This window comes from Streptomyces krungchingensis (genome assembly GCF_054729265.1).
Map to the genome: position 1 here is coordinate 2,566,684 of NZ_JBPUKY010000001.1, position 26,584 is coordinate 2,593,267.

A 26,584-nucleotide genomic window follows, 5' to 3' on the forward strand; every position below is an offset into this window, starting at 1 on the left:
AAGCGCCCGGACAGCACCGCCGATCGCCTACTTCTCAGTTACTCCCGCGGAGTCGAACGTCGCCACTTCGTGCATCGCGCGCGCCGCGCTCTGCACGACCGGCAGGGCGAGCAGCGCGCCGGTGCCCTCGCCGAGGCGCAGGTCCAGGTCGACCAGCGGGCGCAGGCCCAGCTTGTTCAGGGCGGCCACGTGGCCCGGCTCGGCGCTGCGGTGACCCGCGATGCAGGCGGCGAGGACCTCGGGGGCGATGGCGCGGGCCACCAGGGCGGCGGCGCCGGCGCTGACGCCGTCCAGGATCACCGGCGTACGCAGGGACGCGCCGCCGAGGAGCAGCCCGACCATCGCGGCGTGTTCGAGGCCGCCGAGGGCCGCGAGCACACCGATGGGGTCGGCCGGGTCCGGCTGGTGGAGCTCGATGGCGCGGCGCACGACCTCGGTCTTGCGGGCCAGGGTCTCGTCGTTGATGCCGGTGCCGCGGCCGGTCACCTCGGAGGGGTCGGTGTCCGTGAACACCGAGATGAGGGCGGCGGACGCGGTGGTGTTGGCGATGCCCATCTCGCCGGTGAGCAGCGCCTTGTTGCCGGCCGCCACTAGGTCGCGGGCCGTCTCGATACCCACCTCGATGGCGGCGACGACCTCCTCGCGGGTCATCGCGGGGCCCGTCGTCATGTCGGCGGTGCCCGCGCGGACCTTGCGAGGCAGCAGGCCCGGCGTGGCCGGCAGGTCGGAGGCGACGCCCACGTCGATGACGCAGACCTCGGCGCCCACCTGGTTGGCGAACGCGTTGCAGACGGCTCCGCCGCCCAGGAAGTTGGCCACCATCTGCCCCGTGACCTCCTGCGGCCAGGGGGTGACGCCCTGGGCGTGCACGCCGTGGTCGCCCGCGAAGATGGCGACGGCGGCCGGCTCCGGGATGGGCGGCGGGCACATCCGGGACAGGCCCGACAGCTGCGCGGAGATGATCTCCAGCATGCCGAGGGCGCCCGCGGGCTTGGTCATCCGCTTCTGGCGCTCCCACGCCTCGCCGAGCGCCTTGGCGTCCAGGGGGCGGATGTTGGAGACGGTCTCGGCGAGCAGGTCGTGCGGCTCCTCACCGGGCAGCGCGCGACGGCCGTAGGTCTCCTCGTGCACGACCCAGGACAGCGGGCGGCGCTTGGACCAGCCGGCCTGCATCAGCTCGGGCTCGTCCGGGAATTCGTCGACGTAGCCGACGCACAGGTAGGCGACGACTTCGAGGTGCTCGGGCAGACCGAGGGCGCGGACCATCTCGCGCTCGTCGAAGAAGCTGACCCAGCCGACGCCGAGGCCCTCGGCGCGGGCGGCGAGCCAGAGGTTCTCGACCGCGAGCGCGGAGGAGTACGGGGCCATCTGCGGCTGGGTGTGGCGGCCCAGGGTGTGGCGGCCGCCGCGGGTCGGGTCGGCGGTGACGACGATGTTCACCGGGGTGTCGAGGATGGCCTCGATCTTCAGTTCCTTGAACTGCTTGGCGCGTCCCTTGGGCAGCGACTTCGCGTACGCCTCGCGCTGACGTGCCGCCAGTTCGTGCATCGCGCGCCGGGTGTCGGCGGAACGGATGACGACGAAGTCCCACGGCTGGGAGTGGCCGACGGAGGGTGCGGTGTGCGCGGCCTCCAGGACGCGCAGCAGCACGTCGTGCGGGATGGGGTCGTTGCGGAAGCCGTTGCGGATGTCGCGGCGTTCGCGCATCACGCGGAGCACCGCCTCGCGCTCGGCGTCGTCGTAGCCGGGGGCCGCCGGGCCGGTGGACTCTCGTGCGTCTTCCACTACGGCCGTGCTCTCTTCCTGGTCGGCGACCTGGGTGTCCAGGTCATCCGCTTGCTGTGCGACTACGGGCTCCGGGTCCGCGGTGAGCGGCTCGGGTTCGGCGGTGGGTGCCTCGGCCGGGGCGTCGGCCCCGCTCTCGGGCTCGCCCTCGCGGGGCGCCGGCACGACGACCGGAGCGACCGGCTCCGGCTCGGCGGCGGGGGCCTCGGCGAGGTCTCCGGCGGTTTCCTCCACCGGCGCGGGCGCGACCACGATCATCTCGTCGGCCGGTTCCTCGGCCACGGGCCGCTCCTCCTCGGGGAGCGGCGGCACGGTCATGGCGTGCGGCGGGGTCGGGGCCAGGTGCGGGGTCGTCGGCACGGTGCCCTCCACGGGCACGAACTGGCCGAGCGTGTGGTCCTCCTGGGCCTCCGGCGGGGTACCGACCGGGAGACCGGCGCCACCGGCGCCGTCGCCGGAGAGGTACGGCTCCCCGTGCGGCCGGCCGGCCGACGCCTGGGCGATCTGCCCGTGCGCGGCTACACCCACCGGGACGCCGTGCAGCGACTCGGCGGGCCCGCCCTGCGCGAACACTGCGGGGTCCTCGAACTGCTGGGCCGCGACGGCGTCGAGGCCGGGGACCGGCTGCCCGTGCGAGGTGTCGGCGGAGAGCGCGTGCTGCACGGCCTCGGGGGCGTGCGCGACAGCCGCCGGGAACGTCTGCGCGGCGTCGGCGTGGGCGGCGACGTCCGCGTACTGGACGCCCTGCTCCGGGGCGTGGACGGCAGGAGCCCCGAGCTGATCGGCCTGGGCCACCGGCTCGGCCACCGGTGCCTGGTCCTGCGGCGGCACCTGGTGCACCGCGTCGGCGGGTGCGAAGTCCTGGACAGGGGTGCCCTGAACGGGCGTGAAGTGCTCGCTCTCGGACGGTGGCAGGCCGGGCACGGGGATGTGGACGCCGGCGGTGTGCCCCGTCTCCTGCGGCACCGGCGGGAGGAGCGGAGCGTCCGCGGCGGGGAAGGCCGTCGGCTCGGGAGCGTGCGCGACGCGCGGGTCCTGGACCCGCGGGTCCTGCGGGGCCGAGGCGTCCTCGGCGTGGTGCGTCTCCGCGGCCGGCGGCGCGATGTGCGGGTCCTGCGGCGCGTCGGCGACGGGTGCCTGCGCGTCCGGCGCGTCCTGGACGACCGGCGCAACGTCCACGGCCTGGACGGCGTCCGGGGCCTGCACCTGTACGGGAACCTCGACGGCGTCCGGCACGGGAGCCTCGGCGGGCTCCGGGACCTGGCCCTGAGCCGGGATCTGGACCTCGGGGGCCTGCTCGAACCCGGGCGCCGGGGTGCCTTCGGCGGCCTGCGGGGCCTGGGGCGTCTCGATGCCCGGCACGGGCTCCGGGACCGGCATCTGTTCCGGCAGCGGCGCCGCCTCAGGGACGACCGTTTCTGCGGCACCCGCCTCCGGGGCCACGGGCGGAGCGCCCCACGGCACCGCGCCCTGCGGCGGGGTCTCGCCCAACTGCGGGACGTCGAGGTACTCGGGCCCGACCGTCGGCGGACCGGCGTGCCGTACGGGCGGCACGGGCGCGGCGGGAGCCGGCGCACCCGCGGGCCCGCGGTCGGCCAGCGAGCGCACCGGGCTCGTGGAGACGTCGGGGGTGGGCGGTCCGAGGTGCAGCGGGCGGCGCGGGGTCACCGGCTGCGGGGCGGGCCCCGGCTCGGGCGCGCGGACGGCCCCGAGGTCGACCGCGCCGCTGTCCCGGCCGGAGGTCTCGTGCGGGCCGGGTTCGTGGACGAAGGGCATCGGCGCCGGGGGCGCCACTTCGTTGCCCCACGCGCCCTGCGCTCCCGGCATCAGGAGCAGGTCGTCGTCCTCGGCGGGGGTCTCGGAGGGGTCGAGGTAGGTGTACGCGCCCGGCGCGGAGACGCCCGGCTGCTCCACCATGCCTGCGCTCTCCGGCAGCCCGTCGCCCGGGACCTGGCCGGTGTCGGTCATGCGTACCCCTCGCCCATCGGTTAGTGCTTCCAAGTCCAGCTCGCCCGGAACGGCGCACCGACCGCCCCACAGTGAAGAACGAGCGTGCGTGCCCAGCGGCACGAACGACCGGCCAACAAAGACGACAAAGCCATTAACTGGCATTGTCCCGGTCGTTCCGCCCTCGCGACAGCGTGATCCGCGAGTGCCCGCTGTGGACTGCGCCACGTTGCGCGCCCTCCGGCTCTGCCGTACCACACACGCCTCAAAACGGGCGCGTTTTCCGGACATTGACCTACGAAAGGCTGATCACCCGGGAGCGGTACAACGATCGGCCAGCCTACCGCGCGCAGTACGACAACAGGATCACGGGGCGCGATCCGGCAGACGGCCGCTGAGCAGGAACGCGACGCTCCGTTCCTTCTCCGTCCAGGCCCTCGTGTCGAGTTCGACGGACTGGATGAGCGCGCACTCGACCTCGTAACCGTGTTCGGTCAGGTTCCGGCCGACGAGTTCGGCGTCGTCGCGGGTCGCGGCGTGCGTCACGATGCGCTGGGGACGCCGGTCGGCGACGGCCGAGACGACCGCCGCTCCCCCGCCACCGACACGTACTACGTCGGGTTCGGGAAGGTTCTCCAGGACGTGCGGGGCGGTCCCGTGCACGATCTGCATCTGGACGCCGAAGCGGCGGGCACAGCCCTCGGTGCGCGCGCAGGCGCCCGGACTGCGGTCGACCGCGATGACGGCGGCGCCGGTGCGCGCGGCCTCGGTGGCGAAGGCTCCGCTGCCGGAACCGATGTCCCAGACGAGGTCGCCGACGCGCGGTCCCAGACGGGCGAGTTGGGCGGCACGGAGCAGATCCGTTTCGCCTTCGCCGAGCGCGCCGCCGTACGCCGCGGCGGGCAGCCCCCAGCCGCGGGGTCCGTGGGCGGGGTCGCGTCCGGCGATCCAGCCACCGTCCTCCGCCGCGGCCACGAAGCCGCCGATGACGATGACGACGTTGGGGTCGCGCCAGGTGTGGTCGGCGGCCTTGTCCGAGGTCAGGATCGTGACCTGTTCGCGGGCGGTGCCGAGTTCCTCGCAGATGACGAAGGTGCGGTGCACTCCTTCGAGGAGCAGGCCGAGTTCGGCGGGCCCGGCGCCCGGTGAGGTGAGTACGGCGACCTTGGTGTGGGCTCGGCACACATTCACCGCGCGTCGCAGGGTGCGGGGGTGTGCGACGACCACTTGAGCGTCGTCCCAGGGCATGCCGGCCCGGGCGAACGCGGCGGCCACCGAGGAGACGGCGGGCACGACTTCGACCTCCAGGCCGAACTCGGGGGCCCGCAGGGTCCGTACGACGCCGAAGAAGCCCGGGTCGCCGTCGGCGAGGACCACGGCGGTGCCCCGGTGGTTCGTGATCCGGCGGGCGGCCAGGGCGACGCTGCCGAGGCGGATGCGCTCGGCGGCCCCGGGGACTTCGGGCAGCGCCAGGTGGTGGGCCGCGCCGGCCACCAGCGTCGCGGCGCCGAGGGCGGAGCGCGCCGCGGCGGTCAGCGGCGAGCCGTCCCAGCCGATCACCGTGACCCGGTCGGCCATCGTCGTCAGTCTCCAGAGGGTCTTCGCAGGTAGTCGGGCAGCCCGAGGGCGGGCTCCGTGAGGGTACCTGGTGCGCCTGGGCGGGGCGCCGCGAGGGTCCGGGCCGGTGGGAGCGGTCCCGCGGTCCGGGGCCGGTGTCAGTTCCAGTCGGAGAACGACGTGAACCCGCCGGCGTCGGCGAGCTGATCGGCCACGCCTTCGAGGTCCTCCGGCAGCAGGCTCCACACGATGAAGTCGGTACGGACGTCGGCCCAGCCGTCGTCCGTCCGCACGTGCACTATGCAGGCGTTGCGCAGGACGCCCTCGCTGATGCAGCCGATCTTCTGGGCGACCTGCTGGGACGCGGTGTTGTCGGCCGCGGTGCGGATCTCGATGCGCTCGAACTTCTGGTCGCCGAACAGCCATTGGGCGGTGGCGAGCGACGCCTCGGAGGCGTAGCCCTCGCCGCGGGCCCAGGGGGCGATGATGTACGACAGCTCGGTGGAGCGGATGTGCCAGTTCGTCTGGCCGAGCTGGACGATGCCGACGAGGCGCTGGGTGAGGAACTCGGTGACGGCGAGGTCGAGGCCACGGCCCGCGGCGCGTTCGGTGGGCGCGTACTCGGTGACCCAGTTGCGGGCCCCGTCCTCGCTGAAGGGCTGCGGCACGTCGGTCCAGGCCGCGACCTGCTCGTCGTTCATCATCTCGGCCAGCGCGGGGACGTCGTCCTCGTCGAGGGGACGCAGCACCAACCGCTCCGTGCTGATGGAGATGCTGGGGAAGGTGCTCGTCATGCGCCGCTCCGTAACCGTCGGGAACTTCGGGCCTTCAAAAACCGTCGGTCCTGCTGAACTGCCCAGCATGCAGCATGAAAGCACTGAACCGCACCACGGGGTCCACCCCGGGCAGGGAGTGGACCCCGTGCGGTGACGGAGGGGCCGGACGACGGGGACGGCTCGGGGGCCGTCCCCGTGGCGCGGCGGCCTGCGGGACGACTAGAACGACGGCAGGACGGAACCGGCGTACTTGTCCTCGATGAACTTCTTGACCTCGGGCGAGGTGAGGAGCTTGGCGAGCTTCTCGACGCGCGGGTCCTTCTCGTTGCCCTGCTTCACGGCGAGGACGTTGTTGTACGCGTTGTCCTTCGTGGACTCCAGGGCGAGGGCGTCCTTGGCGGGCGAGAGACCGGCACCGATGGCGTAGTTGCCGTTGATCACCGCGGCGTCGACGTCCTTCAGGGAGCGCGGGGTCTGGGCCGCCTCGATCTCCTTGAACTGAAGGTCCTTCGGGTTCTTCGCGATGTCCTGCGGGGTCGCGGTGCCCTCCGAGCCGCTCTTGAGCGTGATGAGGCCGCTGGCCGCGAGGAAGCGGAGGGCTCGCGCCTCGTTGTCGGCGTCGTTCGGGAGGGCGACGGTGCCGCCCTTCTTCAGGTCACCGGCCTTCTTGACCTTCTCGGAGTAGAGGCCGAGGGGCTCCAGGTGGACCGTCGCGACCGAGGCGAGGTGCGTGCCGTTCTTCTTGTTGAAGTCTTCCAGGTACGGCTGGGTCTGGAAGTAGTTGGCGTCCACGGACCCGTCCTCGGTCGCCGTGTTCGGCGTGACGTAGTCGGTGAACTCCTTGACCTCCAGCTTGAGGCCGGCCTTCTTCGCCAGGTGGTCCTTGACGTACTCGAGGATCTCGGCGTGCGGCACGGGGGTGGCCGCGACGACGAGGGGGTCGGACGCCTTGGCCTTGGTGTCGGCCTTGTCGGAGCCGCACGCGGTCAGGCCCAGGGTGAGGGCGCCGGTGGCGAGGACAGCTGCGGTGATCTTGGTGGTGTTACGCACGAAAAGTGCCTTTCTCCATGGGTGGTGCAACCCGCCGGGTGGGACGGGGAGTCGGGGGTTGGGCGGCTCCTGGCCGGCATGTGCCGGCCGGGCCGCCGGGTGGGGCGGGAAGCCGGGTGTCAGCGGGTCTTGGTGGGTGTGGAGCCGACCGGGCCGCCGGGCAGGAATCCGGCGAGGACACGGAAGCGGAGCGGCTCGCCGCCCTTGCCCGCGCGGCGGTGCAGGACGCGGGCACCGGAGTCGCCCGCGAACTGGATGACGGCGATGACGACGGCGAGGACGGCCACGATGAGCCACATCAGTTCGGACTCGAAGCGCTGGTAGCCGTACCGGATCGCGAGGTCGCCGAGGCCGCCCGCGCCGACGGTGCCGGCCATCGCGGAGTAGCCGATGATGGCGACGACCGTGGTCGTGGTGGCCGAGATCAGCGACGGCAGGGACTCGGGCACGAGCACCTTGCGGACGACGGTCCAGGTGTTGCCGCCCATCGACTGCACGGCTTCGACCAGACCGCCGTCGACCTCACGCACGGACGTCTCGACGAGCCGCGCGAAGAACGGGATGGCGCCGACGGCGAGCGGCACGATGGCGGCCTCGCGGCCGATGGTCGTACCCACGATCCAGCGGGTGAAGGACATCAGAGCGACCATCAGGATGATGAAGGGCATCGAGCGGACGATGTTCACGACCTGCCCGATGACCTTGTTCACCACGGTGTTCTGCACCAGGCCGCCGCGGTCCGTGAGGACCAGCAGGACACCCAGCGGAAGGCCGGCGAGGACGGCGATCAGCGTGGACCAGCCGACCATGTAGAGCGTGTCCCAACACGCCTGGGACAGCAGCGGCTGCATCTCGGACCAGGTCACTTGGCACCTTCCTCGACCAGTACGGGCTCCTGGCCCAGGACGTCGATCTGCAGACCCTGCTCGCGGAGGAAGCCGATCGGTACGACGTTGTCCTCGTAGCGGCCGGGCAGTTCGATGCGCATGCGGCCGACCTGCTTGCCGCCGACGGTGTCCATCGCGGCGCCGAGGATCGAGATGTCGATGTTGTACGTGCGGGCGAGCTGCGAGACGACGGGCTGGGTGGCCGCCTCGCCGTGGAAGGTGACGTCGATGACGGTGCGGTCGTCGCCGGAGGCGTCGCCGCTGACCGGGAAGAGCGCGGAGGCGAGCTCGGAGCCGGGCGTGGCGAGCAGTTCGCTGACGGTCCCGGACTCGACGATCCTGCCCTTCTCCATGAGCGCGGCCGAGTCGCAGATGCTCTTGACCACGTCCATCTCGTGGGTGATGAGCAGGACGGTCAGGCCCAGCTGCCGGTTCAGGTCGCGCAGCAGCTGGAGGATGGAGCGGGTGGTCTCCGGGTCGAGGGCGCTGGTCGCCTCGTCGGACAGGAGCACCTTGGGGTCGCCGGCGAGGGCGCGGGCGATGCCGACGCGCTGCTTCTGGCCGCCGGAGAGCTGCGCCGGGTAGGCCTTGGCCTTGTCGGAGAGGCCGACCAGGTCGAGGAGTTCGAGGGCCTTGCGGCTGCGTTCCCGGCCGGAGACGCCGAGGATCTCGAGCGGCAGCTCGATGTTGTCCTGGACGGTGCGCGAGGACAGCAGGTTGAAGTGCTGGAAGACCATGCCGATGCCGCTGCGCGCCTGACGCAGTTCCTTGCCGGCGCGGGGGCCGCGGCCGGCGAGTGCGGTGAGGTCCTGTCCGGCGACGGTGACCGTGCCGGAGGTGGGGCGCTCCAGGAGGTTGACGCAGCGGATGAGCGAGGACTTGCCGGCGCCGGACTGGCCGATGACGCCGTACACCTCGCCTTCGCGGACGTGCAGATCGACGCCGTCGAGGGCGATGACCTCTCGGCCGCGCGAACGGTAGACCTTGGTGAGGCCCGTTGTCGTGATCACTGGGTTTCCGTCACTGTCGAGTGCAGGGCGTGGGTGTGCGCCGGGCACGGGTGCATGCGGTCGGGAACGCGGCACGGTTCTCGCGATGGCGAAGGAACCGGAAGGAGAAACGTGTGCGCGGGGCAGCCGGAGTCACGTACGCGGTACGGACGGGGCGCGGCGGTCTCGCTTCGGGGCGCGAGATCAGGCGGTGGTGCGGGGGCCCTCTAGAAGGCGCACATTCGACACATACAACGAGCACCGGGCGTCATGGTCGCCTCGGTCGCAAGGATGCGGCTGCTCGTCGTGGTCATGGGTGCAAGTAAAGCAGACCCACAGGCGGGTCCTGCCACCGCTGTCCGAATAGCGGACAGCGGTGGACACACCGTTCCGTCAGGCGGAGATCTCCACGCCGTGGCCGGTGACCAGTACGGACAGGGCGGAGAGGTCCTCGACCACCAGGTCGGCGTCCAGCTCGTGGGCGCGGTGCGTTGTGGTCAATGCCACTGTGGTCATTCCGGCCGCGCGGCCCGCCTGGAGACCGGCCGGGGCGTCCTCGAAGACGACGCAGCGCGCCGGGTCGACGCCCAGCTCACGGGCCGCGAGGAGGTAGGGCTCGGGGTCGGGCTTGCCGCGGGTGATGTCGTCGGCGGCGATCATCGTCTTGGGGCGGATGCCGACCTCTTCGAGCCGGGCCTCGGCCAGCCGGCGGGTGGCGGAGGTGACCACGGCCCAGCGCTCGGCGGGCAGCGCGTCGAGCAGCGCGAGGGTGCCGGGCAGCGCCACGACCCCGCCGGGCACGTCCTCGACCTCCAGCTGTTCGATGCGCGCGAGGGCCTCGGGCACGACGTCGGCGGGCAGCAGATCGGCGGCTATCTCGACGGCGGGGCGGCCGTGCAGCTCGATCCGGGCGAAGTCGTCGGCCGTGATGCCGTACTCCGTCGCCCAACGCGTCCAGCAGCGGTTCACCGACTCGAGGGATGAGACGAGCGTTCCGTCGTTGTCGAACAGGAGGGCATCTGCGTGGATCTTCATGCCGTCGACCCTACGGGGCACCCCGGGGGCGAGCGCATCGGGCCTTTTGGCCCGTAATAGGGTCACGGCATGCTTGATGCCCTGACGGTCGCCACCGCCGTCGCCGCGCTCGCGCTCGCCGCCTGGTGCGGCTGGGCCGCCTACCGTGATCAGCCCACCAAGGACTGGCACTTCATCGGCATGGCCGTGGTGTCGCTGCTCGCCGTGGTCCAGCTGGTGATCGGCATCGTCCAGCTCGCTCGCGGCGAGAAGCCGGAGCAGGGCACGACGATCTTCGTGGCGTACCTGCTCGGCGCCTTCGCGTGCATTCCCGCCGCGGGCTTCATGTCGCTCGCGGAGCGCACCCGCTGGGGTTCGGTCACGGTGGCGGCCGGCGGTGTGGTCCTCGCCGTCCTCGAGGTGCGGCTCTACGACATCTGGGGAGGCTGAGATGACGGCCACGGACGAGAACGGGATCGTGCCCGGCGGGACGGGCGTGCCGGACGGGACGCCGAAGAAGCGGACACGGCTCATCAGCGGCCCCGGGATACTGCTGCTGTGGCTGTACGGCGTGATGGTCGTCGGCGCCGTCTCCCGGTCCGCCGTGCAGATCTCCACCGAGTTCGACAAGGCACCGCTGGCCTACTCGCTGTCCGCGGTGGCGGGTGTCGTCTACGGCTTCATCACGTACTCACTGGTGCGCGGCGGCGAAAAGGCCCGCAGGGCGGCGCTGGTGTGCTGTGCCGCCGAGCTCGCGGGCGTGCTGATCGTGGGGACCTGGACGCTGGTGGAGCCCTCCGCCTTCCCCGACGCCACGGTGTGGTCGGACTACGGGATGGGCTATCTGTTCATTCCGGTGCTGCTGCCGCTGTCGGCGATGTACTGGCTGCGCAAGGCCCGCACGACGACCCGGCCGGCCTGACGCCGAACTGGTCTGAAGCCGCACCGGTCCGACGCTGAACAGGCCTGACCGCTGAACAGGCCTGCCTGCTGCCCCCGGCGGGCCACCGGGTCCGACGGGCCGCCCGGCCACGGGAGTCGGGCGCACCGGAGAGCCGGCCCCTCGCCGCCCCGAGTCGCGGTGACCCCCGGCCGTTCGCGGGCGGGGCCGCGGTGGCCCCGGTCGGCGACCGGGGCCCGGAGCCGGTCAGGCGCTGGTCGCGTACGCGCTCGCGTCGGCGCCCTTCGCCAGTGTCACCAGCGTGAGCCGCTCGTCGACGCGCTCCGTGGAGACGGGCGCGTAACCGTGCTTGCGGTACAGGCGCAGATTGCGGTCGCTGCGGTGCCCGGTGAAGAGCTGGAAGGACTTGGCCGTGCCGTCCGCGCCGAGCTGTGCCTCGATCGCGGCGAGCAGCCGTCCGCCGAGCCCGTGCCGCTGCATGCGCGGGTGGACGATGAGCTTGTTGATGCGGGCCGTGCCGTCGTCGTCCACCGCGCCGCGGACCGAGGCCACCACCTCCGCCCCGAGCCGCGCCACGAGGACGGTGCCGGTGGTGAGTTCCGCCCGGAGGGAGTCGAGCGGCTGGGTGAGCGGCTCGATTCCGTAGTCGCCATAGAGCTCGGCCTCGCTCTGGTAGCAGAGGTACTGCAGCTTGAGGATCTGTTCGGCGTCCTCGTCGGTCGCCGCCGAGATGGTCACGCTCATGCCCATGTGTGCATGCCTCCCGCTCACCTGTTCCGCCGGTAGTCCCTCACTCCTATCCCCGCCGTCAGCGAGCCGCAACCTCCACCGTCAGCAATCGCCGCAGACATCCCAGGCATCTGGAACGTTCCGGGCCCAGACTGCCCTGTGAGATACCCAACTCCCCCGCGATCTCCCGGTATGTGAGGTCTTTCGGCGAGAGCAGCGCCGCCATGAGGCTCGGGCAGCGGCCCGGCAGCCGGCCCACGGCGTCGTGCAGCGCGCGCCGTCGTTCGGACGTCATCGCCTGCTGCTCGGGCCCGGGCCCGCCGAGGTCCGCGGGCTCGGCGGCGTAGGGCTGCTCGACACGGGCGGTGCGACGGCTGCGACGGGCCTCGGAGCGCACGGCGCGGCGCAGCCAGCCCTGCGGGTCCTCGGGCGGACCGGCCGCGTCGAGGCGCTCCAGCAGGCGGAGCCAGACGGCCTGTTCGAGGTCTCCCTGCTCGGCACCGGAGGCGTACGCCTCGGCCGAGGCCTCGGCGGCGAGGAGCGGGCGCAGGGTGGAAACCATCTCGTGGGTCATGTGCGGCACGACGCGGCCGCCCCGGCGCCAGGTTGCCGGGGCGGCCGTCTGTCACCCCATCCGGGGTGGCCGGGTCATCCGTTGACGAAGTCGGCGCGGGCCAGCAGCGCGGTGTCCGCGTTGTCGGAGAAGACGCCGTCGATGCCCGTCGCGAAGTACGTCTTGAAGGCCCCGAACGCGTCGCCGTAGGCGGTCGGGTCGGTGCCCTTGCGGAAGTTCGCGGGGAGGAAGGGGTTCTCATTGCGCATGGTGTAGGGGTGCAGGATCAGGCCCGCCTTGTGCGCGTCGGCGACGAGCGTGGTCGGCGTGGTGAGGTTGCCGCTCGCGTCCTTGGGGATGACCAGGTCGAGGGTGGGGCCGATGCCCTGCGCATACGAGGCGATCCACTTCAGGCCCTCGGGCTTGACCAGGTCGGCGACCGTGCGCGGGTCGCCCGCCTCGACGAAGTCCCAGGGACGGCTGCTCGCGCCGGACAGCAGCACGACGAGCGGGTTGTCGACCAGCTTGTTCAGCCGCTGCATGCTGCTCGGCTCGAAGGACTGGAGGATGACCGGCGCGTTCTTCCCGTCCTTGCCGTACTTGCGCAGCAGCTTGGCGACCCGCTCCTCCAGCCCGAGACCGAGCTTGCGGAAGTAGGTGGGGTGCTTGGTCTCGGGGTAGATCCAGACCTGCTTGCCGCGCTTGCGGGTCTGCTCGTCCTGCCAGCGGAGCACCTCCTCGAAGGTCGGTATCTCCCAGCGGCCGTCGTAGAGCGTGTTGTGCGGACGGTTGGCGGGGATGCGCTCGACGGCCCGCAGCGTCTTCAGTTCGGCGAGGGTGAAGTCCTCGGTGAACCAGCCGGTGGTGGCGACGCCGTCGAGCGTCTTCGTGGTCTTGCGGTCGGCGAACTCGGGGTGCGCCGCAACGTCCGTGGTCCCGCCGATCTCCGGTTCGTGCCGGCACACGAGGTGGCCGTCCTTGGTGGGCACCAGGTCGCCCGCCTCGACGACGTCCGCACCCATGTCGAGGGCCAGCTGGTACGAGCCGAAGGTGTGCTCCGGCCGGTAACCACTCGCCCCGCGATGTCCGATGACGGTCGGTTTGGGCAGGCTGCGGTAGCCGCCCGACCCCTGCCGCCCGTCCGCTCTCGCCGTGCCCGTCGCGCCGAGGACGGCTCCGCCCGCACCGAGCACCGCCGCACCGAGCAGCGCCCGACGCGCCGTACCCCGTCCCTGTCCGTCCGACTCCTGCGCCACCATGAGCGCTCCTCCCGCTGTAGGGCCCCCGCCTGTCGAAATCGGGACGATCGTAGGTGCCGCGGTGTGACCGGAGGGAGGCCTGCGGTCGAACACGTGGGTGACCCTGGATGTCGTACGGGATGCGGAAGATGACGGTCCGTCGGCTTCGCGGCGGCAGCGGTGGGTAGGCGGGAAGGCAGCGGTGGAGGACGGCCGACCGCGACACGTTCACTCGTTCGCCGCCGCGACGCGCGATGTCCGTCACATCGTGTCGACCGCGTGACAGCCGCCCGCTGAGGCGGCACCGCAGGTAAACAGGCGTCAACAGTGCGTATCCACTCGGTGAACCCGATGTGCAATCACCGGGGGGCCGCGAGTATCGTCCTCACCTGCACAGACTTCATACCGATCCCTTGACACCGGAGGGCCCGTTGTCCCGCTTCGCGCTCATCAAGGCAGTGCTCGGACCGATCATGCGCCTGATGTTCCGCCCACGGGTGGAAGGCGTGGAGAACATCCCGGGCGACGGCCCGGTGATCCTGGCCGGCAATCACCTCACCTTCATCGACTCGATGATCATGCCGCTGTTCTGCGACCGTCAGGTCTTCTTCATCGGCAAGGACGAGTACGTCACCGGCAAGGGCGTCAAGGGCAAGGTGATGGCCTGGTTCTTCACCGGCGTCGGCATGATCCCGGTCGACCGGGACGGCGGCCGCGGCGGTGTCGCGGCGCTGATGACCGGCCGCCGGGTGCTGGAGGAGGGCAAGGTCTTCAGCATCTACCCGGAGGGCACCCGCTCCCCCGACGGCCGGCTCTACCGGGGACGCACGGGCATCGCCCGTCTGACCCTGATGACCGGCGCTCCCGTCGTCCCCTTCGCCATCATCGGCACCGACAAGATCCAGCCGGGCGGCGCCGGCATCCCGCGCCCCGGACGGGTCACGGTCCGCTTCGGCGAGGCCATGGAGTTCTCTCGGTACGAGGGCATGGACCGCGACCGCTACGTCCTGCGGGCGGTGACCGACTCCGTGATGGCCGAGGTCATGCGGCTGTCCGGCCAGGAGTACGTGGACATGTACGCCACGAAGGCGAAGGCCGCCTGACGCCTCGCACGAGGCACCGCGCTTCTCACGGGTGAGCCCCGGCCGGCAGTCGCCGGCCGGGGCTCACCCGTTCCGTGCCGTCACGCCTCCAGCTTCTGCCCGCGCAGCAGGAACCACGCGGCCACCGCCGTGGCGAGCAGCACCAGCGCTCCGGCGCCCGCCGCGATCGCGAGGCCGTCGACGAACGCGGTACGGGCCGAGTCCATCAGTGCCGCCGCGGTGTCGGCCGGGAGCTCCGCGGCCGACTCGACGGCGCCGCCGAGCGATTCATGGGCCGCGGCCGGTGTGCCCGCGGGGCCCGCGAAGCCGGCGTAGACGCTCGTCACGATGGAGCCGAGCAGGGCGATGCCCAGTGCGGCGCCGAGCTCGTACGCCGTCTCGGAGACCGCGGAGGCGGCACCCGCCTCCTCCTTCGGGACGCTGGAGAGGATGACGTCGGCGGTGACGGTGAAGGAGAAGCCCGCGCCGAGGCCGACCACCAGCAGGGCGGCGCCCAGCAGCGGATAGCCGGTCGACTGGCTCAGCAGGGTCAGCGAGCCCAGCGCCAGGCCCACCGCGGCGAGACCGCCGGAGACCACCGCGCGCACCGAGAAGCGCCGGGCGACCGTGCCCGCGACCAGACCGGCGCCGACCGCGCCCACGGCGGCCGGGACCTCGGCGAGACCGGCCTCGAACGGACCCCTGCCCTGCACCAGTTGCAGGTACTGGGAGAGGAAGAAGACGAGCCCGGACATGCCGAGGACGGTCAGCAGGTCGGCGAGCACGGCTCCCGAGAATCCGCGGTTGCGGAACAGCCTGACGTCCAGCAGCGGCGCGGGCAGCGTGAGCTGGCGGCGCACGAACCAGTAGAGGGCGGCGGCGCCCAGCAGGCCCGCGGCGGCCGACTCCGTGGAGAGTCCGTGCGCGGCGGCCTCCTTGACGGCGTAGACGACGCCGATCACGCCGACGAGCGAGAGGACGACGCTGGACAGGTCCCAGGGCCCGTGGTCCGGGTTCCTCGACTCGGGCAGCAGCTTGCTGCCGACGAGGACGAGGACGACCATCACCGGCAGGTTGATGAGGAAGACGGAGCCCCACCAGAAGTGTTCGAGCAGGAACCCGCCGACGACGGGGCCGACCGCCGTACCGGCGGAGGCCGTCGCGCCCCAGATGCCGACGGCGAGGCTGCGCTCGCGCGGGTCGTGGAAGAGATTGCGGATCAGGGCCAGCGTGGCGGGCATCAGGGTCGCGCCCGCGACACCGAGCAGCGCCCGCGCCAGGATCATCATCTCCGGTGTCGTGGCGTAGGCGTTGAGCACGGATATCAGGCCGAACACCGTGGCACCGACGAGCAGCAGCCTCTTGCGGCCGATGCGGTCGCCGAGGCTGCCCATGGAGACGAGCAGTCCGGCGATGACGAAGGAGTAGACGTCGCCGATCCACAGGAGCTGGGTGCCCGAGGGCCTCAGGTCCTCGCTGATGTACGGGGTGGCCAGGCCGAGGACGGTCGCGTCGACGGCCACCAGCAGCACGGCCAGGACGAGGACGCAGAGCGCGAGCCAGCGGCCCGGACGCTTCTCCGCCTCCGCCGTGAACGCCGGCTGCAGGGTGCTGGTCATGGTTCCTCTCTCCGTAGTGCGCCGCCGAGCAGCAGCTCGGCGATCATGTGGTGGAAGTCCTTGGCGGCGACCCGGCCCTCGGCCACGGCCCAGGCCGCCGAGGCCATGAGTCCGTAGAGCGCCTCGGTGAGCCAGGCAGGGGTGAGGTCGATGCGGAACTCGCCGCTGTCCTGGCCGCGCCGGAACAGTGCGGCGATCCGGGCGTCGAGCCGGGCCCAGCCCTCGTTCTGTCCGTCGCCCTCGAAGAGCTGGTTCTCGGTGTAGAGGAAGGCGAGCAGGCCTGCCGCCGTCTCCAGCTCCTTCACCAGGCGGCTCACGGCCTCCTGAGCGGTGCCCTCGTCGAGGCGCGCGGCGTCCAGGGCCGCCTCGCACTCGGCGATGCCGAGTGACTCCAGCGCGCGCACGAGCACGTCCCGGCCCGCGAACTGGCGGTGCAGGGTGGCCCGGCTGATCCCGGCCGCCTTGGCGACCTCGTCCATGGTGGCGGTGGATTTGCGGGTGAGCAGGGCGGCTGCGCTGCGCAGCACGTGTTCACGGTCGACGGCCATGAGACAAGGGTAATGCATATGAGACGTGAATGTCTCATTCAATAGGCGAGCGTCTCACCGAGGTGTGCGGGTGGGACGCCTGCCGCTCAGTGCCAGGGCAGCCGGCCGCGCCGCTCCCAGTAGGCCTGCGGGGCCTCGACGAGGCCGTCGAGGCGGGCGAGCTGGTCGTCGTCGAGGTCGACGACCGCGGCGTGCAGGTTCGACGCGAGCTGGTTCGCGGTGACCGCGCCGGAGAGGACGACGCCGGCCCAGGGCTGCCGCAGGACCCAGGCGAGGGCGACGGCGTCCGTGCCCATGGAGGCCTCGGCGGCGACGGCCTTCAGCTCGTCCGGCGCGTTCGGGTCGGCCAGCCGGCCGTTCCCCAGACCCTCCTTGACGATCACCGTCAGCCCCGCGTCGTGGGCCTCGGCGAGCGCGGGGGCGGCTGAGTTCTCCAGGATGTTGTACGTCGACTGGACGGTACGGAAGAGGGGCTCGCCGTCGACCGTCACGGCGAGCGCGGCCCGGATGGCGTCCGCCTGGGCGGGCCCGCTGGTGGAGAAGCCGACGGTGAGGCCCTCCGCGGCGGCCTCGGCCAGCCTGGCGTGCAGTTCCTTGTCGGTGAGGGCCGGGCTGTCCGGGGTCACCGAGTGGATCTGGTAGAGGTCGAGCCGGTCGCCGAGCAGCTCGGCGGTCTCCGCGCGCTGGCGCTCGTACGTCGCCGCGCTGTGGTCCTTCACCTCGTGGTGCTCGGCCTCGATGGTCCAGCCCGCCGTGTAGGTGTAGCCCCATTTGCTGCCGACCACGACGTCGTCGACGTCCGGGCGCTCGTTCAGCCACTCGGCGAGGAACTCCTCCGAACGGCCGTAGGAGCGGGCGACGTCGACATAGCGCACGCCCTGCGCGTAGGCGGCGTCGAGGAGCTCGTGGGTGCGGGCGCGCAGGACGTCGACGCTGCGCACGGAGGGCAGGTCGGCCTCGCGGCCGAGGTTGATGTAGCCGGGGCGGCCCACGGCGGCGAGCCCCAGACCGATGTGGCAGGTGGGAGTCGTCGCAGTGGCGAGACGGGCGAAGGGCATCGCTGGCTCCGTTTCGGTCGGCTCCGGTACGGCTCATGACCAACGTAACCGCGATGACGGTGCTTCACGCGTGGGTCGGGCCCGCGAATGCGGTGCGGCCGCCCCTCGACGGCGCGCGGTGGGCGCCCGCTCCATGGTGGGCCCGCGCGCGTGCGGTCCGCGCTGGGCGGGCGACGCATGCGGTCCGCGGTGGGCAGGCGCGCGGTCCGCGACCTGCGCACGCGCACGGGGGGGCACCGAGCGGAGCGTCTCGTGCGGCCCACGAACAACCCGTACGGGACCCGGCGAACGGCATGCGCTCGCGGTGTCCGCGAACACCCGTACGGGGCAAGGCGAACGGCACGCGCGCGTGGGGCCCCGTGAACCCCACGCGCGCGTGCCGACCGTCTCAGCCCTGCCGCGCGTCCTTCGCCGTGGCCCACACGTGCTGGGCCGCCACGTCCGCCTTGACCTCGGCGAGCTGGACGGCGACCGCCTCGGGTGCCGTACCGCCGCGCCCGTTGCGGGAGGCGAGGGCGCCCGGCACGTTCAGGACGGAGCGCACCTCGGGGGTGAGGTGGGCGGAGATCTTCGCGAACTGCTCGTCGGTCAGGCCGTCCAGCTCCTTGCCCTCGGCCTCGGCGACCTTGACGCACTCGCCGGCGACCTCGTGCGCGACCCGGAAGGGCACGCCCTGCTTGACCAGCCACTCGGCGATGTCGGTGGCGAGCGAGAAGCCGGCCGGGGCCAGCTCCTCCATGCGCTCGCGGTGGACGGTGAGCGTGGCCATCATGCCGGTGAAGGCGGGGAGCAGGACCTCCAGTTGGTCGCAGGAGTCGAAGACCGGCTCCTTGTCCTCCTGGAGGTCGCGGTTGTACGCGAGCGGGAGGGCCTTGAGGGTCGCCATCAGGCCGGTCAGATTGCCGATCAGACGGCCCGACTTGCCGCGCGCCAGCTCGGCGATGTCCGGGTTCTTCTTCTGCGGCATGATCGACGAGCCGGTCGAGAACGCGTCGTGGAGGGTGACGAAGGAGAACTCCTTCGTGTTCCAGATGATGACCTCCTCGGCGATCCGGGAGAGGTTCACGCCGATCATCGCGGTGATGAACGCGAACTCCGCCACGAAGTCGCGGGAGGCCGTGCCGTCGATGGAGTTGGCGGCGCTGCCGTGCTCGAAGCCGAGGTCCTTCGCCACCGCCTCCGGGTCCAGGCCGAGGGAGGAGCCGGCCAGGGCGCCCGAGCCGTACGGCGACACGGCCGTCCGCTCGTCCCACTGGCGCAGCCGCTCCGCGTCCCGGGAGAGGGACTGGACGTGGGCGAGGACGTGGTGTGCGAAGAGGACCGGCTGGGCGTGCTGGAGGTGGGTGCGGCCGGGCATGGCCACGTCCGGGTGGGCCTCCGCCAGGCCGATCAGCGCGTCCTGGAGCTCGGCGACGAGTCCGCCGATGATCCGGGCGTGGTCGCGCAGATACATGCGGAAGAGGGTCGCGACCTGGTCGTTGCGGGAGCGGCCGGCGCGCAGCTTGCCGCCGAGGTCGGGGCCGAGGCGCTCCAGCAGGCCGCGCTCCAGGGCGGTGTGCACGTCCTCGTCGGCGATGGTGCCGACGAAGGAACCGTCGGCGACGTCGGCCTCCAGCCGGTCGAGCCCCGCGATCATGCGCGTGAGCTCGTCCTCGGTGAGCAGGCCCGCCTGGTTCAGCACGCGCGCGTGGGCCCGCGAACCGGCGATGTCGTACGGCGCGAGACGCCAGTCGAAGTGGACCGACGCGGACAGCTTGGCCAGGGCCTCGGCGGGACCGTCGGCGAAACGGCCGCCCCAGAGCCGAACGTCACCGCTGTTGCTGCTCACTTGCGTTGCTCCTAGGAAGGTCTGGATGTGCCGCCGCCTCCCCACCCAGGAGTGAGGAGGCGGTTGTCAGGCTAGTGCGTGTGAGGTGTCTCGCAGGCGGTGCCGGGCCCTAGCCGAGGTCCCGCTTCGCGGCGATCTTCGACGACAGGCTGTAGATGTCGATGAAGCCCTTGGCCGCGGCCTGGTCGAAGGTGTCGCCCGTGTCATACGTCGCGAGGTTGAAGTCGTAGAGCGACGACTCGGAACGCCGGCCGGTGACGACGGCGCGACCGCCGTGCAGGGTCATCCGGACGTCGCCGTTGACGTGCTGGTTGGCCTCGTCGATGAAGCCGTCCAGGGCGCGCTTGAGCGGGGAGAACCACTGGCCGTCGTAGACCAGTTCGCCCCAGCGCTGCTCGACCTGCCGCTTGTAGCGGGCCAGTTCGCGCTCGACGGTGACGTTCTCCAGCTCCTGGTGGGCGGTGATCAGGGCGATCGCACCCGGAGCCTCGTACACCTCGCGGGACTTGATGCCCACGAGCCGGTCCTCGACCATGTCGATCCGGCCGATGCCCTGGGCGCCGGCGCGCTCGTTGAGCTGCTGGATGGCCTGCAGGACGCTGACGGCCTTGCCGTCGATGGCGACCGGGACGCCGTGCTTGAAGGTGATGATCACCTCGTCGGCCTCACGGACCTCGGCCGGGTTCGAGGTGTACTCGTAGATGTCCTCGATCGGCGCGTTCCAGATGTCCTCCAGGAAGCCCGTCTCGACGGCACGCCCGAAGACGTTCTGGTCGATGGAGTACGGGGACTTCTTGGTGGTGGCGATCGGGAGCTGCTTCTCCTCGCAGAAGGCGATCGCCTTGTCCCGGGTCATCGCGTAGTCACGGACCGGGGCGATGCACTTGAGGTCGGGGGCGAGGGCGACGATGCCGGCCTCGAAGCGGACCTGGTCGTTGCCCTTGCCGGTGCAGCCGTGCGCGACCGTGCTGGCGCCGTGCTTCTGGGCGGCGGCGACCAGGTGCTTGACGATGGTCGGCCGCGACAGGGCGGAGACCAGCGGGTAGCGGTCCATGTAGAGGGCGTTGGCCTTGATCGCCGGGAGGCAGTACTCGTCGGCGAACTCGTCCTTGGCGTCGGCGACCTCGGCCTCGACGGCACCGCAGGCGAGCGCGCGCTTGCGGATGACGTCCAGGTCCTCGCCGCCCTGGCCGACGTCCACGGCAACGGCGATGACCTCGGCGCCCGTCTCCTCGGCGATCCAGCCGATGGCGACGGAGGTGTCCAGGCCGCCCGAGTAGGCGAGTACGACGCGCTCGGTCACGGGTTTCTCCTCACAGTGCATTCGCTGACATGCATGAGTATGCAGGAGTCTGCATGGTTCGTCAATCCGAGTGGGCCGGACGCGCCGGACCGGACGACGGAGGCAGCCCGCCATGGATGCCGGAAGGCCAGGTCAGCCGGGTGCGCGCGGGTCGGCGACCGCACGGCGGGGACACGGCGGGATGCGCCGCACGGGTGACGGCCCGGACGCGCCGGACCCGCGGCACGGGCGCCGGCTCGACGGCCGGGCCGGTGCCCCGCGGACACGCCGGATCGAGATGTCGACCGGCGTCTGAACGGTGGAACGCGCTTACCCGTACCTCTCCCCGGACGCAGGCGCCGCGCCCGTACACCCGGAACGACCAGGACCGACCGAGGACCGAACAGACCGACCGGACGACCGCCGGACGGTCCCCCACCCCCGAGGACAAACGCGTCGCCACCATCAACCGCATCGCCACAGCCATCGGACGCACCGCCACCAAACCGCAGGGCCTCGACTCCCTCGCCCCCTGCACGCTCACGAAGTGACGTGACAGGCGCCGTGGCCGCCCCGCGGAGCGCCGGCCGGGGCGGCCACGGGCCATCGGAACGCGCAATTCCCTTAGACAGGCGAAAGACTTTCCCCGATAATCGTTAGACATGGGAAAGACCTATGAGCGCATAGACGGCCGCCTGCGCACCTTCATCGAGGCGCAGCCCCTCTTCTTCACCGCGACCGCGCCCCTGTCCGGGGACGGCACCATCAACCTCTCCCCCAAGGGACTCAGCGGATCGTTCGCCGTCCTCGACGAGCTCACCGTGGCCTATCTGGACTTCGCGGGCAGCAACGCGGAGACCATCGCGCACCTGCGCGAGAACGGCCGTATCACCCTCATGTGGTGCGCCTTCCAGGGACCGCCGAACATCGTCCGGGTGCACGGCCACGGCGAACCCGTCTTCCGCGACGACCCGCGCTTCGGCGAACTGCTCGGGCACTTCCCGGACATCGACCCGGCCTCGCACGGCCTGCGCGCGATCGTCGTGGTGAGCGCCGAGCTCGTCCGGGACACCTGCGGCTACGCGGTGCCCTTCATGGCGTACGAGTCGGACCGCGATCTGCACGGCAAGCGCTTCGCCCGCGAGGACGACGCCTCGCTGAGCGCGTACTTCACCAAGAAGGAGCACATCGCGAGCAGCCTGGACGGCCTTCCCGGACTGCCGTTGCCGCTGCCGCCCAGTACGTTCTGAATCATGCGCCTCGGAGCCGTCGCCCTCGCGTCCGTGTCCCTCCTCGCGATGGCTCCGGGCGGTCCGCCGCTCCTGCCCGAGCGGATGGCGGACACGGGCGGCGGCACCCAGCTGATCACCGCCGAGGCGTCCCGCGCCGACGCCACGTCGGGCACGCTCACCTGGTGGGACCTGCGCGACGGGCACTGGGTGAAGTCCGGTTCGGCGGCGGCCCGCTTCGGCGCGAAGGGGCTGGCCGAGGGCGGATCACGCCACCAGGGCACGAACACCACCCCCACGGGGCTGTACGACCTCCCGTACGCCTTCGGCATCGGGCCCGCGCCCGGCGGGACACGGGCCTCGTACCGCCGGGTGCACCAGGACTCCTGGTGGTGCCAGGACAACGACTCCCGCTCGTACAACCGCTGGACCGAACCCCGCCCCGCCGACTGCCGCGCCGCCGAGTCCGAGCACCTGATCGCGTACACGAGGCAGTACGAGCACGCCTTCGTGATCGGCTTCAACTACGCGCGGCCCGTGCGCGGGCGCGGCGCCGGAATCTTCCTGCACGTCAACGGACGCGGCGCGACGGCCGGTTGCGTGTCCGTGTCCCGGGAGGCGATGCGGCGCGTGCTCGCGTGGGCCGATCCGGCGCGCGACCCGCACATCGCGATCGGAACGGCGGACGGCCCCACGGCGATCACCAAGTACTAGCCCCGCCCCGCAACGGCACCGGCACCGGCACCGGCACCGGACTCCGGTCGGCACGTCCTCGGCCGTCCGCTGAACACACAGCGGTCGTGGGCCGTATCTCTGGGCCAGGGAGCCACTCCCCTCGCCCCGTCCCCACGGACGCACACGGAGGAACCGTGTCCACGATCGCCGGTGGTCGCGCCGCGCGGCGCCAGACCATGCGCCGAATCCGCCCACGCCGCTCGCCCGCCGTCCCCTTGCTCGTCGCCGTCTGGGCGGGCGCGGCAGGAGTCGTCTGGCTGTGGTGGAACAACACCCCGTCCATCGCGGACGACAACAGCAGGATCCTGAACGCGGGCCGGATCACCGGGCTGCTCGCCGGCTATCTGATGGCACTGGTGGTGCTCCAGATGGCGCGGGTGCCCGCCCTGGAGCGGCGGGTGGGCTCGGACCGGGTCGCCCGCTGGCACGCCATGAGCGGCCGGTACACGATCTGCCTGGTCCTCGCCCATCTCTTCCTGACGATGTGGGGCTACGCCCTGCAGTCCGGCAAGGGGCTCGGCGGGATCGTGCAGCAGACGGTCGACTCCGTCAACCAGCTGCCCGACATGGGCAAGGCGGCGATCGGCACGGGCCTGCTGGTGCTCATCGCGTTCATCTCGATCGGCGGTGTCCGCCGCCTGATCCCGTACGACACCTGGTACCACGTCCACCTGCTGACGTACGCGGCCGTGTTCCTGACGTTCTGGCACCAGCTCTCCACCGGGAACGACTTCGCCGTCGAGCCGACCGCGAAGACCGTCTGGTACGGGCTGTACGGATCGGTGACCGCGCTCGTGGTCTGGTACCGGATCCTCGCCCCGATCCGCCTCAACCTGAAGCACCGGCTGCGGGTCGAGGCGGTGATCGAGGAGACGCCCGGGATCGTGTCGGTGCTGATCAGCGGGCGCAAGCTGCACCGGATGGGCGCGGAGGCGGGACAGTTCTTCCGCTGGCGCTTCCTGGCGCCCGGGATGCGGCTGAGCTCCCACCCGTACTCGCTGTCCGCGGCGCCCCGGCCCACCATGCTGCGCATCACCGTGAAGGCGATCGGCGACCACAGCGAGGCGCTGCGCGACCTGCAGCCCGGCACCCGGGTGTGGGCCGAGGGCCCGTACGGGGCGCTGACGGCGTCCAGGCGCAGCCGCGGCAAGGTGCTCCTGGTGGCGGGCGGCGTCGGCATCACGCCGATGCGGGCGCTGTTCGAGACGCTGCCCGGCGCGTCCGGCGACCTGACGCTCCTGTACCGGGCCAACAGCACGCAGGACCTGGCCCTGTGGGACGAGCTGGCCGCCATCGCCAAGGAGCGCGGGGCCCGCCTGATGTACGCGGTGAACAGTCCCGAGGGCGAGCGTCCGGACATCTCGCCGGACAGCCTGCGCCGGAAGCTGCCGGACATCGAGCGCCACGACGTGTTCCTGTGCGGGCCGCCCGGCTTCGCACAGCAGGTCTACGAAGCACTGCGCGGGGCGGGAGTTCCCGCCCGCCGCATCCATCACGAGTCGTTCGAGATGTGAGCGACGGGAGTCAGGAGCGATGAAGAAGAGCCACCCCATTCGGCGCGTCGTGCTCGCCACCGCCGCCACCGTGTCCGGGATCGTCCTGCTGCTGTCGCTGAAGCCCGCGTCCGACCCGGCGTCCGCGTCGGCGGCGGGCGGAGCGGCACCGCAGCAGAGCGCCGCGGCCCAGGAATCGCCCCAGGGAGGTGCCTCGGACGCACAGTCCGGCAGCGTCACCGGAGACGTGGTGAAGACGCAGTACGGGCCCGTCCAGGTCCGCATCACCATGAGCGGCGGGAAGATCACCAAGGCCGAGGCCGTGCAGGCGCCGAGCGGCGGGACCAGCGACCAGAAGACCGAGCTGGCCGTGCCCAGGCTCAACCGGGCGGCGGTGACGGCACAGAGCGCGGACATCGACGCGGTCTCCGGAGCCACCTACACCAGCGGCGGCTACAAGCAGTCCCTCCAGTCCGCCCTGGACAAGGCCCGGGCCGCGGGCGGCGGTGCGGCGGCCACGCCGTCCTCCCCCGCGGGCGGCGGTGCGGCGGCGCAGGCGAAGACGGTCACCGGAGAGGTGGCGAAGACGCAGTACGGGCCCGTCCAGGTCCGTATCACCGTGAGCGGCGGGAAGATCACCAAGTCGGAGGCCGTGCAGGCCCCGAGCGGCGGACGCAGCAGCGAGGTGACGAACGATGCCGTACCGAAGCTCGACCAGGAGGCCGTCGCCGCCGGCAGCGCGGACATCGACGCGGTCTCCGGAGCCACCTACACCAGCGGCGGCTACAAGGAGTCCCTCCAGTCCGCCCTGGACAAGGCCGGTGGCTGAGCCGGCCGGGGCGCCGCCCGCGCTGCGTCACGCCGAGGAGGTCATGGGCACGGTCTTCTCCTTCGACGTACGGGGAGGCGAGCCGCAGGCCGTGCGGACGGCACTGGAGGAGGCGGTCGCCGGACTCCACCGGGTGGACGAGGTGTTCAGCACCTACCGCGACGACAGCCAGATCACCCGGCTCGTGCGCGGTGAGCTGAGCGTCGAGGAGTGCGACCCGGAGGTCGCCGAGGTGCTCGGCCTCGGCGCGGAGGCGGAGCGGCGGAGCGACGGCTGGTTCAGCACGACGTACGAAGGGCAGTTGGATCCGACGGGGATCGTCAAGGGCTGGGCCACCGAGCGTGCGGCGGAGCGTCTCGTCGCGGCCGGGGCGAGCGGGGTGAGTGTCAACGGCGGCGGTGACGTGCAGCTGTTCGGCGTTCCCGGGCCGCACCGCCCGTGGCGGGTCGGGGTGTCGGACCCGTTGCGGCCCGGGTCGCTCGCCGCGGTGGTCTCGGCGGCCGGCGTCGCCGAGCTGGCCGTGGCCACGTCCGGGACCGCCGAGCGCGGCGCCCACATCGTCGACCCGCGCACCGGCAGGTCCGCCGTCACCGACCTCGTCGCGGTGACCGTGGTGGGTCCCCGGCTCACCTGGGTGGACGCCTGGGCCACGGCGGCCTTCGCGATGGGCTCGCGGCAGGCTCTGGACTGGCTGGAATCGCTCCCCGACGTCGAGGCGCTGCTCATCACGGCGGGCGACGAGGTCAGGTGCACGGGCGGTCTCGCCCACCGCCTGGGGTGAGCAGAGGAGCCCGCGGGCCGCGCGACCCGGCGCCGCGTGGGCGCGAAGGGCCCGCGGCCGGGATCACGAACGCGGGAAGCGGAGGGGCGCCCCCTGGACAGGGGGCGCCCCTCCGCTTCTCACGGATCAGTGCCCGTTGCCGTTCTGGGCCAGCCGCAGCAGGTGGTCGGCCAGTGCCTGGCCGCCCGTGGGGTTGCGGCTGATCAGGAGCAGCGTGTCGTCACCGGCGATGGTGCCGAGGATGTCGTGCAGTTCGGCCTGGTCGATCGCCGAGGCCAGGAACTGCGCGGCCCCCGGCGGGGTGCGCAGGACCACGAGGTTCGCGGACGCCTCCGCGGAGATCAGCAGCTCCGCGGAGAGGCGCCGCATCCGCTCCTCCTTCGCCGACTCGCCCAGCGGCGCGCGCGGGGTGCGGAAACCGCCCTCGCTCGGCACCGCGTAGATGAGGTCGCCGTCGTTGTTGCGGATCTTCACCGCGTTCAGCTCGTCCAGGTCCCGGGAGAGCGTCGCCTGGGTGACGCTCAGTCCGTCGTCGGCGAGGAGTTTCGCCAACTGGCTCTGCGAGCGCACCGGTTGCCGGTTGAGGATGTCCACGATCCGGCGGTGGCGTGCGGTGCGGGTCTGCGGCACGGCAGGCCCGACGGGCTCGTGGTCGTGCGCCTGACTCATCGTCG

24 protein-coding genes are annotated in these 26,584 nt (G+C 71.9%); 8 read left to right on the top strand and 16 right to left on the bottom strand.

What is annotated here, in order from left to right:
* Window positions 1-27: 27 nt before the first annotated feature.
* The 7 genes from cobT to ACSYGO_RS11525 form a co-directional block, all read right to left on the bottom strand.
* Window positions 28-3,753, bottom strand: coding sequence for a nicotinate-nucleotide--dimethylbenzimidazole phosphoribosyltransferase (cobT, locus tag ACSYGO_RS11495; protein WP_460386615.1), 3,726 nt, complete (start codon window positions 3,751-3,753; stop codon window positions 28-30).
* Window positions 3,754-4,098: 345 nt separating this feature from the next.
* Complete coding sequence (gene cbiE, locus ACSYGO_RS11500; RefSeq protein ID WP_432177119.1) at window positions 4,099-5,310, bottom strand: precorrin-6y C5,15-methyltransferase (decarboxylating) subunit CbiE; 1,212 nt, start codon at window positions 5,308-5,310, stop codon at window positions 4,099-4,101.
* A gap of 137 nt (window positions 5,311-5,447) precedes the next feature.
* Complete coding sequence (locus ACSYGO_RS11505; protein ID WP_426682502.1) at window positions 5,448-6,083, bottom strand: GNAT family N-acetyltransferase; 636 nt, start codon at window positions 6,081-6,083, stop codon at window positions 5,448-5,450.
* Between the two features lie 201 nt (window positions 6,084-6,284).
* A complete protein-coding gene (locus ACSYGO_RS11510; protein ID WP_426682503.1) occupies window positions 6,285-7,115 on the bottom strand; it encodes a MetQ/NlpA family ABC transporter substrate-binding protein in 831 nt (276 codons plus the stop codon).
* 119 nt (window positions 7,116-7,234) lie between these two features.
* On the bottom strand, window positions 7,235-7,981 hold the full coding sequence (locus tag ACSYGO_RS11515) for a methionine ABC transporter permease (protein WP_426682504.1): 747 nt from the start codon (window positions 7,979-7,981) through the stop codon (window positions 7,235-7,237).
* Entirely contained in the window at window positions 7,978-9,012 is a 1,035-nt protein-coding gene (locus tag ACSYGO_RS11520) for a methionine ABC transporter ATP-binding protein (protein ID WP_460386616.1), read from the bottom strand. The genes ACSYGO_RS11515 and ACSYGO_RS11520 overlap by 4 nt, the downstream gene beginning before the upstream one ends.
* A 372-nt stretch (window positions 9,013-9,384) precedes the next feature.
* The gene (locus tag ACSYGO_RS11525; protein ID WP_426682506.1) at window positions 9,385-10,026 is read right to left on the bottom strand and encodes an HAD family hydrolase; all 642 of its coding nucleotides are present in this window, start codon (window positions 10,024-10,026) and stop codon (window positions 9,385-9,387) included.
* 69 nt (window positions 10,027-10,095) lie between these two features.
* On the opposite strand from ACSYGO_RS11525, the gene ACSYGO_RS11530 reads away from it, so the two are divergent.
* Both ACSYGO_RS11530 and ACSYGO_RS11535 read left to right on the top strand, forming a co-directional pair.
* Complete coding sequence (locus ACSYGO_RS11530) at window positions 10,096-10,455, top strand: hypothetical protein (protein ID WP_345647525.1); 360 nt, start codon at window positions 10,096-10,098, stop codon at window positions 10,453-10,455.
* Window position 10,456: 1 nt separating this feature from the next.
* Window positions 10,457-10,927, top strand: a complete 471-nt coding sequence (locus ACSYGO_RS11535) for a hypothetical protein (protein WP_426682508.1) — start codon at window positions 10,457-10,459, stop codon at window positions 10,925-10,927.
* Window positions 10,928-11,152: 225 nt separating this feature from the next.
* On the opposite strand, the gene ACSYGO_RS11540 is transcribed toward ACSYGO_RS11535, so the two are convergent.
* The 3 genes from ACSYGO_RS11540 to ACSYGO_RS11550 all read right to left on the bottom strand — a co-directional run bounded on the left by ACSYGO_RS11540 (window position 11,153) and on the right by ACSYGO_RS11550 (window position 13,447).
* Entirely contained in the window at window positions 11,153-11,656 is a 504-nt protein-coding gene (locus ACSYGO_RS11540; protein ID WP_460386617.1) for a GNAT family N-acetyltransferase, read from the bottom strand.
* A gap of 58 nt (window positions 11,657-11,714) precedes the next feature.
* Entirely contained in the window at window positions 11,715-12,209 is a 495-nt protein-coding gene (locus ACSYGO_RS11545; protein WP_426682510.1) for an RNA polymerase sigma factor, read from the bottom strand.
* A 74-nt stretch (window positions 12,210-12,283) separates the two neighbouring features.
* Window positions 12,284-13,447 (bottom strand): glycerophosphodiester phosphodiesterase, encoded by a 1,164-nt coding sequence (locus tag ACSYGO_RS11550; RefSeq protein WP_426682511.1) that lies wholly within the window; start codon window positions 13,445-13,447, stop codon window positions 12,284-12,286.
* 410 nt (window positions 13,448-13,857) lie between these two features.
* Here ACSYGO_RS11550 and ACSYGO_RS11555 point away from each other — a divergent pair, with 410 nt between their 5' ends.
* Entirely contained in the window at window positions 13,858-14,529 is a 672-nt protein-coding gene (locus ACSYGO_RS11555; protein ID WP_095933099.1) for a lysophospholipid acyltransferase family protein, read from the top strand.
* 80 nt (window positions 14,530-14,609) lie between these two features.
* On the opposite strand, the gene ACSYGO_RS11560 is transcribed toward ACSYGO_RS11555, so the two are convergent.
* The 5 genes from ACSYGO_RS11560 to ACSYGO_RS11580 form a co-directional block, all read right to left on the bottom strand.
* Entirely contained in the window at window positions 14,610-16,127 is a 1,518-nt protein-coding gene (locus tag ACSYGO_RS11560; protein ID WP_460386618.1) for an MFS transporter, read from the bottom strand.
* Window positions 16,124-16,675: a TetR/AcrR family transcriptional regulator gene (locus ACSYGO_RS11565; protein WP_426682513.1), complete on the bottom strand. Its 552-nt coding sequence runs from the start codon at window positions 16,673-16,675 to the stop codon at window positions 16,124-16,126. Before ACSYGO_RS11565 ends, ACSYGO_RS11560 begins: the two co-directional genes overlap by 4 nt.
* A gap of 86 nt (window positions 16,676-16,761) precedes the next feature.
* Complete coding sequence (locus ACSYGO_RS11570; protein ID WP_432190026.1) at window positions 16,762-17,733, bottom strand: aldo/keto reductase; 972 nt, start codon at window positions 17,731-17,733, stop codon at window positions 16,762-16,764.
* 388 nt (window positions 17,734-18,121) lie between these two features.
* On the bottom strand, window positions 18,122-19,561 hold the full coding sequence (gene argH, locus ACSYGO_RS11575) for an argininosuccinate lyase (protein WP_426682515.1): 1,440 nt from the start codon (window positions 19,559-19,561) through the stop codon (window positions 18,122-18,124).
* Between the two features lie 109 nt (window positions 19,562-19,670).
* Window positions 19,671-20,864, bottom strand: coding sequence for an argininosuccinate synthase (locus ACSYGO_RS11580; protein WP_095933104.1), 1,194 nt, complete (start codon window positions 20,862-20,864; stop codon window positions 19,671-19,673).
* 641 nt (window positions 20,865-21,505) lie between these two features.
* Between ACSYGO_RS11580 and ACSYGO_RS11585 the strand changes: the two genes are divergently transcribed.
* The 5 genes from ACSYGO_RS11585 (at window position 21,506) to ACSYGO_RS11605 (ending at window position 25,910) form a co-directional block, all read left to right on the top strand.
* A complete protein-coding gene (locus ACSYGO_RS11585; RefSeq protein ID WP_426682516.1) occupies window positions 21,506-22,093 on the top strand; it encodes a pyridoxamine 5'-phosphate oxidase family protein in 588 nt (195 codons plus the stop codon).
* Between the two features lie 3 nt (window positions 22,094-22,096).
* The gene (locus tag ACSYGO_RS11590) at window positions 22,097-22,786 is read left to right on the top strand and encodes a L,D-transpeptidase family protein (RefSeq protein WP_432176934.1); all 690 of its coding nucleotides are present in this window, start codon (window positions 22,097-22,099) and stop codon (window positions 22,784-22,786) included.
* Window positions 22,787-22,983: 197 nt separating this feature from the next.
* The gene (locus tag ACSYGO_RS11595; protein WP_426682553.1) at window positions 22,984-24,321 is read left to right on the top strand and encodes a ferredoxin reductase family protein; all 1,338 of its coding nucleotides are present in this window, start codon (window positions 22,984-22,986) and stop codon (window positions 24,319-24,321) included.
* A gap of 19 nt (window positions 24,322-24,340) precedes the next feature.
* Window positions 24,341-25,129 (top strand): FMN-binding protein, encoded by a 789-nt coding sequence (locus tag ACSYGO_RS11600; protein ID WP_435228867.1) that lies wholly within the window; start codon window positions 24,341-24,343, stop codon window positions 25,127-25,129.
* Window positions 25,122-25,910, top strand: coding sequence for an FAD:protein FMN transferase (locus ACSYGO_RS11605; RefSeq protein WP_460386619.1), 789 nt, complete (start codon window positions 25,122-25,124; stop codon window positions 25,908-25,910). The genes ACSYGO_RS11600 and ACSYGO_RS11605 overlap by 8 nt, the downstream gene beginning before the upstream one ends.
* Window positions 25,911-26,036: 126 nt before the next feature.
* Here ACSYGO_RS11605 and ACSYGO_RS11610 read toward each other — a convergent pair whose 3' ends face one another.
* On the bottom strand, window positions 26,037-26,579 hold the full coding sequence (locus ACSYGO_RS11610) for an arginine repressor (protein WP_095933109.1): 543 nt from the start codon (window positions 26,577-26,579) through the stop codon (window positions 26,037-26,039).
* Between the last annotated feature and the right edge of the window lie 5 nt (window positions 26,580-26,584).